At 56.1% G+C, this 16,327-nt stretch carries 19 protein-coding genes and 1 pseudogene; 6 read left to right on the forward strand and 14 right to left on the reverse strand.

The features are described from left to right. Positions 1-46: 46 nt before the first annotated feature. On the reverse strand, positions 47-592 hold the full coding sequence (locus NJT13_RS20570) for a PIN domain-containing protein (protein ID WP_254526013.1): 546 nt from the start codon (positions 590-592) through the stop codon (positions 47-49). A 5-nt stretch (positions 593-597) separates the two neighbouring features. Further along, entirely contained in the window at positions 598-1,113 is a 516-nt protein-coding gene (locus NJT13_RS20575) for a DUF7437 domain-containing protein (RefSeq protein ID WP_254526014.1), read from the reverse strand. Between the two features lie 170 nt (positions 1,114-1,283). On the opposite strand from NJT13_RS20575, the gene NJT13_RS20580 reads away from it, so the two are divergent. The 3 genes from NJT13_RS20580 to NJT13_RS20590 all read left to right on the forward strand — a co-directional run bounded on the left by NJT13_RS20580 (position 1,284) and on the right by NJT13_RS20590 (position 3,874). Continuing rightward, positions 1,284-2,999 (forward strand): ATP-binding protein, encoded by a 1,716-nt coding sequence (locus NJT13_RS20580; protein WP_254526015.1) that lies wholly within the window; start codon positions 1,284-1,286, stop codon positions 2,997-2,999. 74 nt (positions 3,000-3,073) lie between these two features. Next, the gene (locus tag NJT13_RS20585; RefSeq protein ID WP_254526016.1) at positions 3,074-3,376 is read left to right on the forward strand and encodes a ribbon-helix-helix protein, CopG family; all 303 of its coding nucleotides are present in this window, start codon (positions 3,074-3,076) and stop codon (positions 3,374-3,376) included. A 6-nt stretch (positions 3,377-3,382) separates the two neighbouring features. Next, positions 3,383-3,874 carry a PIN domain-containing protein gene (locus tag NJT13_RS20590; RefSeq protein ID WP_254526017.1) on the forward strand — a complete coding sequence of 164 codons (492 nt, stop codon included), beginning with the start codon at positions 3,383-3,385 and terminating at the stop codon, positions 3,872-3,874. On the opposite strand, the gene NJT13_RS20595 is transcribed toward NJT13_RS20590, so the two are convergent. The 7 genes from NJT13_RS20595 to NJT13_RS20625 all read right to left on the reverse strand — a co-directional run bounded on the left by NJT13_RS20595 (position 3,875) and on the right by NJT13_RS20625 (position 7,295). After that, positions 3,875-4,147: a hypothetical protein gene (locus tag NJT13_RS20595; RefSeq protein ID WP_254526018.1), complete on the reverse strand. Its 273-nt coding sequence runs from the start codon at positions 4,145-4,147 to the stop codon at positions 3,875-3,877. A gap of 32 nt (positions 4,148-4,179) precedes the next feature. Beyond that, complete coding sequence (locus tag NJT13_RS20600) at positions 4,180-4,770, reverse strand: IS6 family transposase (RefSeq protein ID WP_254526104.1); 591 nt, start codon at positions 4,768-4,770, stop codon at positions 4,180-4,182. Between the two features lie 8 nt (positions 4,771-4,778). After that, a protein-coding gene (locus NJT13_RS20605) for an IS630 family transposase (RefSeq protein WP_254526019.1) occupies positions 4,779-5,779 on the reverse strand; the annotation gives its coding sequence in 2 pieces (ribosomal slippage) (positions 4,779-5,287 and positions 5,287-5,779; 1,002 coding nt in all). Between the two features lie 382 nt (positions 5,780-6,161). Continuing rightward, positions 6,162-6,560 (reverse strand): DUF8112 family protein, encoded by a 399-nt coding sequence (locus NJT13_RS20610; RefSeq protein WP_254526020.1) that lies wholly within the window; start codon positions 6,558-6,560, stop codon positions 6,162-6,164. Further along, positions 6,557-6,745, reverse strand: a complete 189-nt coding sequence (locus NJT13_RS20615) for a hypothetical protein (protein WP_254526021.1) — start codon at positions 6,743-6,745, stop codon at positions 6,557-6,559. The genes NJT13_RS20610 and NJT13_RS20615 overlap by 4 nt, the downstream gene beginning before the upstream one ends. After that, positions 6,742-6,918: a hypothetical protein gene (locus NJT13_RS20620; RefSeq protein WP_254526022.1), complete on the reverse strand. Its 177-nt coding sequence runs from the start codon at positions 6,916-6,918 to the stop codon at positions 6,742-6,744. Before NJT13_RS20620 ends, NJT13_RS20615 begins: the two co-directional genes overlap by 4 nt. A 2-nt stretch (positions 6,919-6,920) precedes the next feature. After that, a complete protein-coding gene (locus NJT13_RS20625; protein WP_254526023.1) occupies positions 6,921-7,295 on the reverse strand; it encodes a hypothetical protein in 375 nt (124 codons plus the stop codon). Positions 7,296-7,481: 186 nt separating this feature from the next. Here NJT13_RS20625 and NJT13_RS20630 point away from each other — a divergent pair, with 186 nt between their 5' ends. Next, positions 7,482-7,760 (forward strand): MarR family transcriptional regulator, encoded by a 279-nt coding sequence (locus NJT13_RS20630; RefSeq protein ID WP_254526024.1) that lies wholly within the window; start codon positions 7,482-7,484, stop codon positions 7,758-7,760. A 189-nt stretch (positions 7,761-7,949) separates the two neighbouring features. Here NJT13_RS20630 and NJT13_RS20635 read toward each other — a convergent pair whose 3' ends face one another. The 3 genes from NJT13_RS20635 to NJT13_RS20645 all read right to left on the reverse strand — a co-directional run bounded on the left by NJT13_RS20635 (position 7,950) and on the right by NJT13_RS20645 (position 11,112). After that, the gene (locus NJT13_RS20635) at positions 7,950-8,384 is read right to left on the reverse strand and encodes a hypothetical protein (RefSeq protein ID WP_254526025.1); all 435 of its coding nucleotides are present in this window, start codon (positions 8,382-8,384) and stop codon (positions 7,950-7,952) included. A gap of 779 nt (positions 8,385-9,163) precedes the next feature. Continuing rightward, the gene (locus NJT13_RS20640; RefSeq protein ID WP_254526026.1) at positions 9,164-9,724 is read right to left on the reverse strand and encodes a hypothetical protein; all 561 of its coding nucleotides are present in this window, start codon (positions 9,722-9,724) and stop codon (positions 9,164-9,166) included. 749 nt (positions 9,725-10,473) lie between these two features. Continuing rightward, positions 10,474-11,112: a hypothetical protein gene (locus tag NJT13_RS20645; protein ID WP_254526027.1), complete on the reverse strand. Its 639-nt coding sequence runs from the start codon at positions 11,110-11,112 to the stop codon at positions 10,474-10,476. A gap of 116 nt (positions 11,113-11,228) precedes the next feature. Here NJT13_RS20645 and NJT13_RS20650 point away from each other — a divergent pair, with 116 nt between their 5' ends. Continuing rightward, positions 11,229-12,065, forward strand: a complete 837-nt coding sequence (locus tag NJT13_RS20650; RefSeq protein ID WP_254526028.1) for a DUF8170 family protein — start codon at positions 11,229-11,231, stop codon at positions 12,063-12,065. Positions 12,066-12,467: 402 nt separating this feature from the next. Here the strand turns inward: NJT13_RS20650 and NJT13_RS20655 are convergent, their stop codons facing one another. Beyond that, entirely contained in the window at positions 12,468-12,725 is a 258-nt protein-coding gene (locus tag NJT13_RS20655) for a hypothetical protein (protein ID WP_254526029.1), read from the reverse strand. A 765-nt stretch (positions 12,726-13,490) separates the two neighbouring features. On the opposite strand from NJT13_RS20655, the pseudogene NJT13_RS20660 reads away from it, so the two are divergent. Continuing rightward, positions 13,491-14,748 (forward strand): annotated as a pseudogene (locus NJT13_RS20660) (RNA-guided endonuclease InsQ/TnpB family protein). A gap of 224 nt (positions 14,749-14,972) precedes the next feature. Here NJT13_RS20660 and NJT13_RS20665 read toward each other — a convergent pair. Continuing rightward, complete coding sequence (locus tag NJT13_RS20665) at positions 14,973-16,256, reverse strand: hypothetical protein (protein WP_254526030.1); 1,284 nt, start codon at positions 16,254-16,256, stop codon at positions 14,973-14,975. Positions 16,257-16,327: the final 71 nt, after the last annotated feature.

Here is a 16,327-nt window from a genome sequence, read left to right on the forward strand (position 1 = left end):
GTACTTAAGAAAGCAGATATCCTTCTAGATATTCAACAGAATTGGGTCATTCGAATTCAGGCACGAAGTCCTCATCGAGTTCCGGTGCAAGATCGCCACCAGTAAGCCAGGCCACTTGGTCGGCAGCGAACCCGTACTTGGGAATCAACGCCTCTGTTGCTTGACCGAGCGGAATATCGTTTGTTACAACAGTGACCTGGTCAGCCGTTCCGTCAATTAACATCTGGAGTGATAATCCGATAATCTCTGTGTCAGCTTTTTCCACGATATCTTCTGGCCGATCGCTGGCAGTTGCGATGAATCTCCGTGACTGATCCATGATCTTCGAGACTTCCGATATCGAATAGGATGGGCTTTCGGTGACTTTCAGCCAGCCTTCGCGCAATGCTTCGTCGACAGCAAGATCACTTGACTCGTATCCATCGATCGCTGTCTCACCAGAGACTTCGGCATACACTTGCGGAGAAATTCGAAATACAACATCTCGCTGCTTGGCTTCACGAGCTAGCGCTTGAAACCGTCCGCTTCCTCGCCGTCCACAACTGATGAGTACTGACGAGTCAAGAAAAACGATTTCTCTGTCGGCATCCATTCAAATCACTCCTCAACGACGGGGCGAAGTGCGTCCAGAATGATACCTGCTTCTAACGATGAGATCTCCTGCTCCCGGGCCATAATTCGATGGGTTACTGATCCATCAGCATATTCCCGAGCATACTCGAGAGCGACCGCAAGCCCATCCAAGCCGTGACGTTCGATGTACGTATCGATATCGCCATCCTTCTCTCGGCGTGCAATCGCCTCGATCAATGCTGGCGTAATCTGCCGCTGGACATCATCCTGTACTAGTTGGAGATCGATCTCACGAGCTGCATATCGTGCCGGTCGTCCCTCGTTCGACTGCTCAATGAACCCTGCAGATTCGAGATCGTTGATATAGTCGTAGGCAGTCCGCTGTGGAATCTCAAGGGAGTCGACGACATCGTCAATCGTGGTGTCCGTATTATGACGAATGTAGGTATAGATCCACGCTTTCCGGGCGTTCCTGAGGAGTTCAAACGCCTCTCCTCCGGTATCGAGAGGCGTATTCCAATCTGCTCCTTTTGTAGACATCCTAATAGCGAATTGCACGCAGATCGCAATAAGCCTTTTTAGGAAATACTGATAGAACGAAGCAGGCTGTCATTGTCCGAATCGATCACCCACTTCCAGCAGCAACCACGACTAGCGAAAGCGCTCGAGTTCCGCCGTTCAGTTTCTGTGGTGCCACAGGGGTGGACACCATGACAGAACATCCGACGTTAGCAGAATTCACCACGAACGAGACAAGTGACCCGAGGCCGGCCAGTCAGCCATCGACGGAGGAGACCGTGACGATGACGGCTGACGAGCGGGTCGCAACGTACCTTATCGAAGATCAGATGGCGGATCTCACAGACGCAATCCGCGAAGCCGTCCAAAACGGCATCGACAGTCCGGGTTCATCCCGTGTCTTGGTTAGCATCTCGCCAGAGCGATCGCTCATCCTCGACGATGGGGCCGGCGTCGATTTCGAGTCGACCGAAGGACGACGCAACCTGTCGGTGCTGGGTGCGGGAAGCAAGCAGCGATCAGATGACGAGACGATCGGCGAGTGGGGCATCGGCAAGGGTGCGATCATCGCGAAGGGTGCTGTTCGTATCTGGAGTCATGACACCGCATTGTGTTTCGACTACCGGGATCGACGCGACTCTGAACCGTGGGCAGACGTCAGCGGGCGCGATGGCCAACTCGTGGACGCTGAGCATCATCTCGAGGGGATGCTCGTCGAGATCGATCACTACGAAGACGAAGTGCCGGACCCGGACAGCTACCGCTGGCGGCGCTACGTTCGCGATCTTCGCAAGCGCTTCGCGTACGTACAATCACGAACGGGCGTCTCGGTCGTGATCAACGGCGAACCGGTCGACAATGGCGACCCACTCGAGACGGTGACTGACTCACCACATCCATCGCTCACCCGTGAAACCGAGGATGCGATTCTCGCACTCGAGTACACGCCCCACGAGGGACTCGATATCTACAGCAATGGGCTGTATGTGACGACGAAACGTGAGTACGGAGTCGGCGGAATCGTCGTTTCGAAAGGGAATCTGACGCTGAACTTTGCCCGAAACGACATCCAGTCCGGCTGTGATCGGTGGCAGCGGATCGACAGCGCACTTGAGCAGGCACGTGACGACCTGTATACAGATGTCTCGGACGATCGGCTGACTGCCGAGAGTCGGGGGGTGATGGTTGAGGCAATGGCGTCCGACGGCGGTGATGCATCGGACGAGCAGTGGGCCCATCGCAAGCTGTTCCAGCTAGTAACGGAGTCCCGTATCAGCCTCGAGGAGATCCAGACGGCCCCGAAAATTGGGTGGGTCGACGGTGCCCAGAAAGGCGCGGACAAACTCGTCGAGCGTGGCTACGTCGTCCTCGATACGAGTGATGCGGCAACCCAGCGGCTTCGCGACCTCGCCACTGACGAAGACACATCGATAACGATGCCAAAGACGTTCGATGTTGGCGAGCAAGCAAAGTCAGAAGGTGTATGGACGGGCTACCATCGCATCGAGGACGAATCGCAGTTGAACGCTGATCAGCGGCGGTATCTTCGCTTCGCTCGAGTACTCGCAAGGAAGCTTGGGATTGAGCGAGAGGTGTACTACGGCGAGGCGAGTGCCGATGCCTGGACCGACGGCAGGACGTACATCGTGATCACCGACTCAGCCGTGACGAGTCGCCAGCGTGCAGTCTGGATGCACGATCTGTATCTCGTGGTGTTGCACGAGGCGGCTCACGAAACCTCGAGTCGTGATCGGCCTTCTCATGGGCATCACTTCGAGAGTACGTTTCGGTCGCTCGTTGAAGATCCAGGTAATCGACGTTCGTTCGCGAAGCTTGTCCAGCAGGTCGTCGACGAGGGGTTTCAGTCCGTGTTCAAGAAATACGAGGCCACACTGAGATTCGGGTGATCAACAACAACCGAGGTCGTCTTGGGGGGCAATTTTATTTAGCTGTGGGTACACTGTATGTACAGAGAGCGACTATGGGAACGACTCGAGTAAACTTCCGGATTCCAGATGAATTAGTCGAGAAGGCCGATGTCGCAGCGAAGATTACTCACAAGAATAGGACAGAGATTGTGACTGAGGCACTTCGATCCTATCTAGACGAAATCGAAGACGAGGACGCGTTCAACGAAGAGATCGTCGAGCTATATCTTGAAGACGAGATCGGTTTTAATGTCCTCAAAACGTTTATTGGTCGCCAAGACGCCGAAGCGGTTCGCACCTCAAAAGCCGTTCTTGACCAAGGTGAGGATCTCGCCGACGAGCTTGCGGGGCTGTAGCTGGCAATGATTGTTGCCGATACGAGTGCACTTATTTCGTTAGCCACAGCCGAGGTAGTTGACCTGGTCTTCGCTGAGTTCGAGGTTCACACGACGAGTGTGATTATGCAAGAACTCGAAGAGACAGCTGAGTACGACGATCCACATGGACAGGCAGCTCAGAATGTGCTCGAGCAGCAGGCGCAATTCTCTGTTCACACCGTTGATGGAGAACAATTTGAGTCATCAACGATCGATCAGGGGGAGGCGAGTTGTATCAGGTTGGAAGAGCAGCTTGAACCTGCATTTCTTCTGACCGACGACCTCCGAGCACTCCCAGAGATTCAAAATCTCACAACTGCCAAGGTCGCACTCTCGCCAATTGTACTCCGGGCGCTCGTCAAGCGGGGCGTACTTGAACCAAAGAACGCTCAGAATAGACTCGAACAGATTGCCAAGACCCGGGACTGGCTTGGTGCGCCGATCTACCGTCGTGCAAGACAGCTCCTTGACGAATAGCTAACACTGCTCTTCTGGGGATGTGATCCGAAGTTCATCCTCGACTTCGTAGAAGTAGCCCCGTTCAAGGAGCCGCGTCAGTGCGTGCTCGACATCCCGTTGTTCGAGAGCTAACTCTGAATCAGAGATCAGCACGTCAACGGCATCGTCGTAATCGACCAGCGGAACGCTGTCTTCTCCGTGGTCTGGCCGACGTGCCTGCGTACACAGCCGATCGTAGCACTCGAGAATCCACTCCGGAAGTGGAGGCCGTGGATCTGTGACGCGAGCCATTGCAGTTCTGTCTCGTTGTTTCGAGGCATTGTTCAGATTAGCTGATTCCAGCAAACTGCAAACGATTGGAGCCACGTTTCTGCGGTTTCTGGTTCGGCGTGTCTGAAGTGGTTTGCAAAGGCTTTCGTCCGGCGTTTGAGTTCTTTGAAGACGCGTTCGACGGCGTTCCGATTTCCGTGGGTAACATGCTGAAATCGGAGCCCGTGACGGTGACAGGCTGCCTGCAACCAGGGCGCTCCATCGACCAGAAAGAGTGCGTCGTCGACGAGATGTTTCTCTTTGAGTTCCGCGAGGAACATCTCGGTCAAGGCAGTGGTTCTGGTCGGATAGAGCCGCACGTGGAGCAGGCGGTTGGTGGCAGGATCGACCGCCGCGTACAGCCAGTAGCGCTGGTCATTGACCTGAATCACCGTCTCGTCGACCGCAACGTGATTCGGCTCGACTCCGTCTGCTGGCTGTAGGTTGGCCTTCTGAATCCAGTTGTGCACGGTGGTGCGACATCGTTCGACACCCAGGCTGTCGAGGACTGAGACGGTACCCGACAGCGACAATCCCGCCAAATGGAGTTGGATACCGAGCTTCATCACAGGCTCGGGTGTCGCCCCTCGCTCCACAAATTCTATAGTAGAAGTTAGAAATAGTTGCTCACTTTGGGAATAGAGAGTTGATCAAGAGCGGTATCGATCGCTGTTGTTAGCTCAGAAAGTGAGTCGAAGAATCGGTTGCTAAGAGCTGATTGAAGCTGTCTCCAGCACTCTTCGACTGGATTGAGTTCCGGTGAATACGCTGGTAACGTGACGAAGGCGAGGTCGTCACGGGCCGCGAGGTCCGTGACGGCCGATGCCTGGAAATACGGCGCTCCATCCAACACGACGACCAAGTTCTCTTCGAACTCTTTGCATAACGCGAGAATGAAATGTTTCGCATGTTCGGCGGTCACGTACTCTTCGAATCGAGAGAAAAAGCGATCGCCGTCCTCGGTGATCGCACCCAAGAGACACGTCCGGTCGCGTTGCCCGGACAATTCGACGGCTGGCCGCGCGCCGCGCGGAAACCACGCGGCACGCGGCTCAACTTGCACGGATTTCTTGGTTTGACCAATACAGACTATTGTGGCGTCCATCTCCCGCCGCTTTTTTTGAGTTCTTCGTGGAACGTTTCTTGTTCGTCAGCCTCAGCTTCAGCGACCGTACGGCGTGGTTTTTGATAGCTCAATCCTGCCTCTTTGAGCAACCGCCGGCAACTCGGGATTGAGTACTCGACATCGTAGGTCTCGTTGAGGTACTGCTGGACGAGCGCCGACGTCCACGCCGGCGCGTCAACCCCGACTTCTTTGGGCGAGCCGTGGACAGCTTCTTCGAATTCTTGTTGCTCTTTTTCTGAGAGTTTTCGCTTTCTCCCAGATCGGTGAGCATCAGTTACAGCCTGCTCAAGCGACTCGTCGGTGTCGAGTCGCGTGAGCCAGCTATAGATCGTGCGTCGCTGAACGTCGTACCACTCGGCGAGTTCAGTCTGTGTAACGCCGTTTTTGTACGCTATTGCCGCTAAGAGCCGTTGTGTCGGCTTCTTTCCCTCCACGTTGTCGAGAGCATCTTGCAATTCCTCGACAGAGATTTCGTCGAGATGATCCACTACCCTCAGAAACCATCTCTGAGTAGAAAGTTTTAACGATTACCATAGCTCCGCCGGCCGATCCGACCGTTCCCGTCTCGGGTTGTACCTGTGTTTCTCCTTCGTCAGTGAGGCGAACAACGATCTCGTCGTCCTGCAGGTCGACGTCGATCAATCGCGATGCGTCACTGTCGGGACTGTTGGGTGTCATCGGGGAAATAGAGGAAATGGTGGATCGTTCGCCAGAACGGAGCTCGAAGGTCGACCAGAAGTCACGGCGCTGTCGCTATCGCGACGGATGGGTTGTCCGTCTCGAGGGCGCGGCGACCGTTGACGTGGCCACTGGTGACTGGTCGTTCGTGAAGAAAGCACCGTCCGGGGAGGCTATGCGAGGAAGTGGTGCTCAGGCGGTAGCCACGACTGTCGGCTCGACGAGGATCGTCCAGTGGGTCTGACCCGCCATCACGAGTCCGAGGTCGGCCTCAAGGAGGATGTCGTCTCGCCCGTGCGTGGCCTCCGTCAGCTCCGTCGGAGCGCAACCGGCACAGTAGACGGCCGCGATCGTGTAAGTGGGCTCGTCGGAGTACCGGCAGGTTCGAGCGCTTACCGGATGTCCTTCGTGGAGGTGGTCACCGCAGACGCAGCAGGGGGCGCTCTCTCCTCCCGCGATGCGTGTGCCTTCGAACCGCTGCTCGAGGCGATACCGATGGTGGGTCTCGGTCCGAGTTGGCTGTGGCTGGTTGTTCGGTGACTCGAGCGCATCGTCCCAGACTGACGTCAGCCAGCCGGAGGAGTCCGTCATCGGTCGTCCTCCGTGGAGTAGGAATCGTCTGCTTCGATGCGCTTGTAGACCTCGATCGTCTCCTCTATGTTGTGGATTGCCGGTTCAAGCGACAGCGGCTCGATTATCTCCCCGTCGAGAACCCACACGTCCGCGAGGACCTCCTCGAGACGAACGCGGATCGGATGTTCGGGCCCGGTAGTCATGCTTCGACCTCCGGGTTCGAGTCAATGGTTGGGGCGTCGGTCGTCGTGGGGGTAGAGTCGTCGGGCTCTGGACCGGCGACCGCCTTCGCTTCTGCGGGGAGTCGGATTTGGCGAGTCGCTTTGCGCTCGAGTTGCTCACTGCGGAGGCTCTGGTGTCGATCTCTGGCGGCCATCGCTAGAGAGCCTCCTCGATGACGTCCTGCGCCTTTTCGGCTGCCGAGACAGGGCGGTCGGCCCAGCCGCCACACTCCTGGTCGATGAACTGAATCCAGCGCCGGAGGTCCTCGCCACCTTCGCCCATCGGTCCAAGTTCGATGGCTTCGGTGTGTAGGATCGGGCCCTCGAGTGAGAATACTGGCACGGCGCCGGAGTAATCGTGGTCGGCGCGGGATTCCGTGACGACGATGCGCTCGAGTTTTCGGTCGACGTGGTGGTGTCGACCTTCGGTGTCTTCGCCGACGTAGCCGTAGTTCCACGAATGTCGCTCGAGAACGACGGCGGTCTGTGCGTGAGTCGAAACCGTTTCATCTGCTTGGCGTTGTACGCTCATATGCTGGTTGCACCAGCACGGGAGGTCGGTGCTCCAACACCGGCCTCAGAAATTTTCTGAGGCGTCCCGTGCTCGGTTAGTACTTTATTTGCCAACCTAATAAGCGTTACTTTGTAACGTACAATAAAGGGGACAAAAGAAAATACATTAATATCGACAGTGATAGGTACATTTGAGGGGATCGCTATGAAAGGATACAAACGATTCAACATGGCGAACAAGAATTTCGATCCGTCGAAACAACAGCGCCAGGTCCTCGATGTTTTCTGTGACGAGTATCAGGTAAACCCGCGGCGCATTCGTGATAATACTGGCCTCGAACGTCAACGTGTGAACGACGCACTCACTGCGCTCGAGAACGCCGGGTGGGTCGAAAAACGTGCTCGTGGCCTGTACCGATTATTGTACGATGGCGAGTGCTACGTTGAACAGGTCATCCGTTGCGAGGGGAACGCCAATGAATAGCCAGCAGTACGCCGACGGCGGTTCTATCCTGGAGTGGCCACCGGCTACGATCGAAGCAAACCGGACGACCGTGGACCCTATTCCGGGAACCTCTCCGTCACCCATAGCAAGCATTCGAAAGCATCGCCGAGAAAGTTGAACACTGAATGAAAACTGACTCCAGATCGAGACGTCCGCGAAGTACTGCTGTTATCCGGTGGCAGACTCAAGTGCGAGTGTCCACTGCCCGCTGGCTTGGACCGTAATCCAACTGGTGCCTTCGGATTGGACCGTCGTTTCACCCTCGAACGTGCCTGAGTCGGTGAACGGAAATTCACTGTAGTCGCCGTTCTGTGGGTAGATATAGACGTCGACCCAGCCTTCGCCCTCGTGTGCGAACGTGATCGTTTCCCTGCCACCGCCACTAAACTGGACGGGTCCGACAATTGTACTGCCATTTCCCTCATATGTCACTGGGGGGCTGGCCACGGGAAGCTCATCAGTCACGCGGGGTTGGATGAGCGTCAGGTCCCACTCAACTGCTGCTGTGACAGTGATGCCGACCATCGGCTCTATTTCGAAGACGTAGGGCCCGTCAGCAACCATCGCTCCGCCGACGCCGGGTGATGCATCGGCGTTCATCATGAACGTCTCTATGCCGCGATTCCCCTGGGGGACCGCGGTGATCGATAGTGTCAATAGTCTGCGAAGCGTGCCTCGGCAAGCAGTGGCCCCTTGTTGACAGTGAGCGCCTCAGTGACGTGCTGCCCTGTGCCCTGAAACATTGCCGTCTCACCCGGTATATCGAACTCACCAACATCGTCACTGCCCGTTGCAGTGATGTTACCAGTGTCACCCCCATTCGATTGGTTCTGTCCCGCCATACTGCCTGTCCCTGTGGCCGTAGCAGCGGCGAGGATCGCTGCCCCCGCCCTCAACACAGCTCGTCTGGTTCGGTCTGACATAGGGACAACTCCTGCAACCTTGATGAAAAACATACCACCCACATTCACGTTTGGCGGTAATCACGTTGTCCGGCAGTAACTCTGTGCAGACTCCACCAGTAAAGCTGTATCCAGATCAGAGGCAATCCAACCATCTCGTTGGATAAATGCAGGATATCGATCGCTCGCCGGATTTCCTCCGTGGTACTGTACTGTGAGATGCATGTCAAGCAGCACGAGAGCGATCGAACGGCGACCTCAAGCCCGGATCCACACCGTCTACTCCGTCGCCCTCAGTCTATTCGTGAAGTAGAAGCCTCTCAGTACGATCGCCATCACCAACTGATCGACCTGTCAACGGAAGACGACTGTTGAGGTTACAGGCAGGAGTGACCTCGAGGGCAAGTAGCTCTCCGGTTTGATCGAAGATTACGAGGTCCCCTTCGAGGATATCGAACAAATTGTCGAGAAGATTGAGCCTCAGTACGGCTCGACATTATACTCGTAGGGGATTGCCGATTTGGGCCGGATGATATCATCCGGCGGGACCATTCCTCTTACTTCGTGGCATTCCCACTCCCCGATAGGCCACGCGAAAGTCGCGATAAGTCCCGGATCAGTTGTCAATGGCGTCCGTTCACCGAGTGAGTTGTAGATGCTCACACCCTCGATGATCACGGATCCATCTAGTGGGTCGAACTCGTCGAGGTGATCGTTCACTCTGATATCGACGGGTAGATCGAAGTTGTGTACGTCGAGAAGCCCACTGACTGTGTCTCTAATGCCTTCGGGTTGCGAAATGCCGTTATATTGGACAGCTACGATTATCTGGACGATCTCATTTGGTCCATCGAGGATAGCCCTGGAGCAGTCCCACTGTGTTATTTCGACGCCGTTCTCTTCGATTGTTCGGGGTCGGTCGTATTCACTTGGGTCACGGTCTTGGGCAATTGCCGTACCCGTTGTAACAATACCACCTAAGGCGCTGGTCCCCAGACTTGCCAAGACGGTTCGACGGGGAAGCATATGGTCACCAATCATGTGTGTTAGTCACATGAACGGTGGCAAATAACCCTCCATAATGAAATCTGATAGTCATTATCACCGGATACTGTCTTCTCACTTCGGATGTAGGGTTATCGGCAGATCAACATTCAATTGTCATCTACATCTCAGCCACGGCTAACGTCATTCTCGGTGTTGCTCTTGAGGAGCACAACGAGTATGCTCACAGAATCAGAAGAAGGAATCAGATCTTTCGCCCACCACTTTATTTTCTATTTCACTGATTTTAATATATTATTTGCATGGCTTTTGCCTTGTTACCTCCACTTGGCGAGGAGAAGGATTGATCGCTGTCCGACAAAACCCGCCGCTCCGACACAGACGGTCTTCGCCAGCCCCGAGATCGCACCACAAGAAACTCCATAGCCAGACCGTCTGCCGATCTCGGGACCTCCTGATTAACACACCACCAAGGAGTGTGGGGTACCAACTCAGTCTTCCCTCCCTTTTGGTGGATCTCTGATGCATGAGTTGATATTCGAAGCTGCGACCAAAACCGGCGATGTCTTTCGATGATCGACAGGAAGGCCTCCTGGTTGCCGTTGCACTGACCGAGTTTAGCGTCCACTACGAAGCCGTGGATTCGAAGCTATCTCAATGGGCCTAGCAGCTGGCCGCCTAACGTCTCCTTGAGTACGATATCGAACCACGCGAAGCCGCCAACGCACTTGAGATTGGACCGTAGAAAACTGTCACAGAACAAGTCAGACAGTGTCGCCCCGGTATCAGAACAGTTCGTCGAGCGGGCGATCTGCCTCGTCCTCGGTGATGGCGTCCGGGTCAGGTTTCACCGGAGGAGCGTCGAAGAGTCGGCCGCCACCGCGTTCCCGGGCGGCCAACACATCGTCAAGTTCGGCTTGCATTTCATCGTCGAGAGTGGGCGCAGTGAAGGCGTTGGCAACGTCATCAGGTAGGGTGGGGCGAGGTGCGTTTCGATGCCGCTCGATTTTCTCAGTGAGATAGAGGTTGTCCTGAAGGGCGCGCAGCACAGGCACGTATCGGAGGTAGTCGTATTCATCGAGTAGAGTGATGCCGTAGCTAGTGAACCGCCAGAACTCGCGTGGGTCATTCTGCTCAGCGTCATCACCGTCATAGACCTGTTTTGTCACGAGTTCTTTCTCCGCGAGGCGATCAAGATGCTCGAGGATGGTCGACCGATTCTTGGGTACTAGGTATTCCAGCTCGTCCAGTGTGACGAGGTGGTCGGGATGCCCGAGGATTGCCTGGATAATGTAGTAGCGAGTTTCCTGCGTGATAAACCGGTGTGCGCGTCGCTGTTTCTCGAACGGCAGAACGTCTTCCCCACCGAAAGGTTCGGTTGGCCTTTCGGGCGGGCCGCGGTGGGCGTCCGCGCTATTGCTCATGTGCGTCATTTTCCAGCCGAAGTTACGTAACTGTTCGGGTTACCCAGGTTGGGATTAGGGCAGTTCAGCCAACTTGTGTATGAACACTTAAGCCGAACACTTCTGTAGGGAGGAACATGAGCGGTCCACGGGTTCCCCAGAACGCAAACGCCATCTACCAAGCTGTCAACCGAATCTTCGAGGGGATAGAAGCGCCACAGAGAGACTGGCAGGAAGTCATTCGATACATGAACGAAGAACTGCCACGATTCGAGCAAGCTGACACCAGTTACCTCGTTCTCGGTAGCTACCGAGGCCAGTACGGCCACCGGCTGCGCGAGTTCGCTAACTGCTTGAACATGCCAACCAACTCCGAGTCGATCGTGCTTGGAGACACGCTCGATCTTGACACGGCGGTTATCCCTGAATTCGATATCAAAATCAACCTACTCGGCGAATTCGCTGACTCTATTGCGGGCGTCTACGAAAAAGAAGACGGCGGAGAGAGTCCTGAATTAGGCGTGTGCCGATCGTTATTCGCGAGAAAGACGTTTGTGTTCCCTCGAGATTACACAGGGCTCACCCGTGACAACCTCGAGACGCGAGAGGACGCTATCCAAGCAGCACTCACCATTTACTACACGAACTTTGACAACATCGATGATAAGGACCGAGAGCAAGAAAAGAAGAAACGAGAGTTAGCGTCGCTCATCACAGCCGCACAGCGTGAAGGAATCGACATCACCGAGCGCGAGTTAACCGACATCATTAAAGAGAGAACTGCCAGTGTCGACGAGGAACCGGCAGTGTACAGCTGGGTGCATCTGAGTTTCTTCAAGCGATGGGAAGCGATGGGGCAGTGCTACCCGTGGACGACGCTTGAAGAACTGCGCGATCTTGCTGACGAGATGCCAGGACCGGTGCGACCACGCTGGGAAACTGAATTTGACGTCGACACCTTTCTTGACGAATAGAACTCTTCTCAGGGACCTTCAGGGCTTAACCCCGAAGCGGTTCACGGATATCGACTTGATACAGCTGTTAGTTATTATCGATTTACTATTATGCCACAGTATGCTCACTGAAGGCGAGCTCTACTCCCTCACTACTGTTGACTGATCTCACTGAGCAACACAATGTGACGACGCCATTGCACGACTCCGTCGCGGCGATTACAGAGCGCGTCTACGGGGAACTCGAAGTGCTTCACGCACTCGACGACCCGAAGTCGATGGACGACCTCTAGCAGGAACTCAACCGCAGTGCAACAGAGGTGCAGGATATTTACACGAACCGTGGAGATATCCCTGGATAGAACTAGCTGAAGTCCTCACGTCTCTCTACTCGCCTACTCAACTACATCAGGGCGAACTTCGTCACGTGCCCTCGAAGATGCCGGGAACGACGAACGCGACGACGAGTACGAGCATAGCGAGTACCAGAAGCAAGACGGGGCCCAACTGCGGGCCGAGGCCGATGGTCTGTGCGACGCCATCGGCGATGGGTTTCGTTTGTGCTTTGATCCCGTTGCCGGCGACGCCAGTTGCTCCAGCGCCGATAGCTGCGGTGATGGCCGCTGGTGGCCCACCTGCTTTCAGTGCTCTCGCCGGACGTGAAGATGGCTGTCCAGCCATATTTGTCGTGTCGAGTCCCTGAACGTTAAGTAATTCCACTCGTTTCTCACTCAGACACACTCGTGACCACTCACTGTTCTTTTGAGGTGCTTGTGGCTGCCCTGTATGGCTTTGTGATCTACCATCTTTGTGTGTATGTTAGAAGCTGTTGACGAGATCGAAATCGGGAAGCCGGAACCCGGCGTCTTCGAATAGTTCTCAAAACCGCTCGGATGGGCACAGGGTGGTGGCCGCCGAGCGGAGTGGAGTACAGGCAAACAAATGTTGGTTCGGTCTCTGTCGCGCGGGAAAGCGCGACAAGCGATGCAACCAGTTCGGAAGTTATCAACCTCTTCCCGCTTCTCAACGGCACAGAATCGATTTCGGTCTGGAGTCCACAGGGGGCATCGATGTACGCCCTAACTCGACAGTCACTTTCTTAGGCGACTTATGGTGCACGACATCGAAATCCCGGACGAAGAGGCAATCATGTCGCCCGTTTCGAGTAATAGCGGTTTGATCATTCACCGCAATGGATCTGGCAGGTCACACTTGGTATTCAGAGCTCGTGTGATAGAGATACGAGCGTATACCCTCGCCTTCCCGTGAGTGACGAGTGTTCCGACACCCTGTCGGAACCGAGGAGCGAACAGGCGGGGGTCAAGCGGGCAGCATAGTGTGACAGTCCACCGTTCTGTTGCAGTGCCGGATTTCTCACGGTTTCACTTCCACTCTGGACGGCTGAGCTATATATCGATCACAACCGAAGGGCATCGTACGGCGATGATGGGAGAACTCACGAAGACCCTCGAACTGAAGCTTGTAGGCCCCAACGCCCACAAGCGACAGAAGCTTTGTGAGACACGGGACGCCTACCAGCAGGCACTTCAGGCCGCCTTCGCCGCTGGCTGTGAAACACAGTCAGCGGCCAATGACGTGGCTGTTGAATATGACCTGAGCGGCTACGCAAAAAAACGCCCTCAAAAAGTACGTCCCACAACTCCACAACAGCTACGACGCCGACGAACTTCACGACGACCACCCGGTGCGATTCACCAACGAGGGACTGCAACTTGATCACCAGCCACAGAACGCTATCGAGTGGTACGTCAAAATCCCGCATCACGAAGATCATCATCTCTGGATCCCAGCACAGCCAAATCCCAACCAACGGGAGTGGCTCGAAGCATTGTACGCTGACGACGCCGAGATGGGTGAAAGCCGGCTCTTCGAGCGAGATGGGACGTGGTATCTCCACGTCACCGCCACCCGCAACGTGGAGAACCAATCTACGGCGTCCGCTGACGAGCGGACGCCCATCGGCGTTGACATCGGAGAGGCGAGTCTCGTCACGGTGTGTCACCGCGACGACTCTGGATCTCCGGTTCGCCCCAAACTGTGGGCCGACGACGGCAAGGCCGTTCGTCGGCTCCGCAAAACCTATTTCACCGCCATAAGACGCCTGCAGAAGCGTGGGAGTGAGCGCATCGTAGCGTCCTACAGTGACGCGCTGTGGGACCGCATGGACGACGTGTTCCACCGTGTGACCCGCGAGGTCGTGGAGTACGCCGAGTCCGTCGAGAATCCAGTGCTGGTGCTGGAAGACCTGACGTATATCCGTGAGGACATGGACTACGGCGCGTACATGAACCGGCGATTGCACGGCTAGGGCTTTGCCAAGCTCCACGCGCAGATTCGCTACAAAGCCGCCGAAAAGGGAATTCCCGTCGAGACGGTGAATCCCCGGAACACGTCGAAGGCGTGCCACGCCTGCGGTGAACACGGCTATCGACCACGACAGGCGACGTTCAAATGCTCGAACGACGACTGTTGGGTCGGTGAGTACCAAGCCGACGTGAACGGGGCGATAAACATTGCAGACCGCTACCGTAGTGGAGAGAGTCACCGCCAAAGCGACCGGGATTCCCGGCAGAAGGCCGGTGACGATGACTCGGCTACGGATGGGGCCTCTTTGACCGGGCCACAAGACAGCCACGCCGATGCTGAAACCCAGCAGGTGATGCGTGGAACGGATGCGTCTTGAAACCAACAGGCCGCTTCGCTCGGCCTGAAATCCCGTGGTGGGATTCCTCCGTGTTCACGCGGAGGAGGAGGTCAACATTCGCTGTTTCAGCCAGATCGTGGGAAAAAGCTGAGACTGGGATTCTAAATGCGTACGGTCCTCAAATCTCTTCGTGTTGAGCATGATCTCCTCGTGGACTCACTCAGCAACATCGAATGCCCAACACGGCGACTGAACGGAGTGAGTTACTTCTCTAGTTCGGACCAGACGTGCCGGAACTTCCCACTTCGTTCCTCTCGTTGTGGAGGCTCGGATGCCGCTTCGACAGTTATGCGGCTAATCCCGTGAGTACGAAGGAACGACTGGAGCTCTCGCTCGATGTGCTTCCAGATTTCTTCCTCGGTTGCATCAGGGGTGACATCAAAGCGGACCCGAAGTGTAGTGGGGGCTGTGCGGATAATCTGGGTTCGATGGACACCCGGAACTTCTTCGACGACGCTTGAGAGGGAGAGTGGGAAAATCGGGACCTCCTCTCCCTCGTCGGTTTCGAACTGGAGGACGTCTCCTTGCCGTCCGCCGACCTCCATGATGGGGAATGCGCTCCCGCAGGGACACGGTTCTTCGTAGAGGGTGATGCTGTCTCCGAGGTCGTACCGGACGAGCGGTTGCACTCGATTCGCGAGGCTCGTGATGAGGACGGTGTCCGACGGCGTCCCTGTTTCGACCGGCTGGTAGTCCTCGTCGACCGGTTCGAGGACGACCCAGTCGGTGTTGGCGTGGAGATTCCCGTGTTCGCATTCGACGGCAATCGGGACGAATTCCGTCGCCCCGTAGAGTTCCCGGACCACACAATCGAAGGTGTCCCGGAGCATTCGCTTTTGGGCCTCAGAGATGGGTTCTGCCGTGGGGAGAACGAGTGCGGGGCTGATGTTGAGTCGGCCGTCTTGCTGGGCTCGCGCCAACTCGACGAGGACGGTCGAGTAGCCTTCGAGGATGGCGGGCTGGTACTGGTTCAGATTGGAGATCAGGTCGTCGATCGGGCTCTTCGGGGAAAAGAGTCGAAGGCGACGCTCGCCATAGACGGATTCTCGACGCATCATCTCGAGGCCGGCCGCACCGGCGAAGTGACCGCCCGAAACCGCGATGAGTCCGATGTGGAGATTCTGCGTGAAGAGGCGGGAGAGCGACGAAACGCTGACCATCGCGGGCAGAATCCACCGGTCACCCAGCACGTCTGAAATGGTCCATGCGGTCTCGTCCTGGACGAACACCCCCGGTTCCCCGGTCGTCCCAGATGTCGTCCAAACCGGATACTTTCCGAGGAAGCGCTCGCCGATCTTCGTCTCGTCAGCGACGAACGTGTCGATCTCGGCTTTGGTAATCGCCGTGTCCGTGACGACGTCGTCGAAGTGCTCCATCAACCTCGCCTTCGTCACCGGCGGGTACTGTGTGAGGTCGGTACTGCCCTCGGGGACATCGGCGTAGTGTCGCTTGTAGAACCGTGACTGTCGCCGGACGAACGAAAGCATCTCAGCGAGTCGTCGTCGCTGCCGAGCCTCTATCCCTGCACGGGTCGCTCTTTTGGCCCGCCACGCGTCGA

Source organism: Natrinema caseinilyticum, from assembly GCF_024227435.1.
GTDB classification, from domain to species: domain Archaea; phylum Halobacteriota; class Halobacteria; order Halobacteriales; family Natrialbaceae; genus Natrinema; species Natrinema caseinilyticum.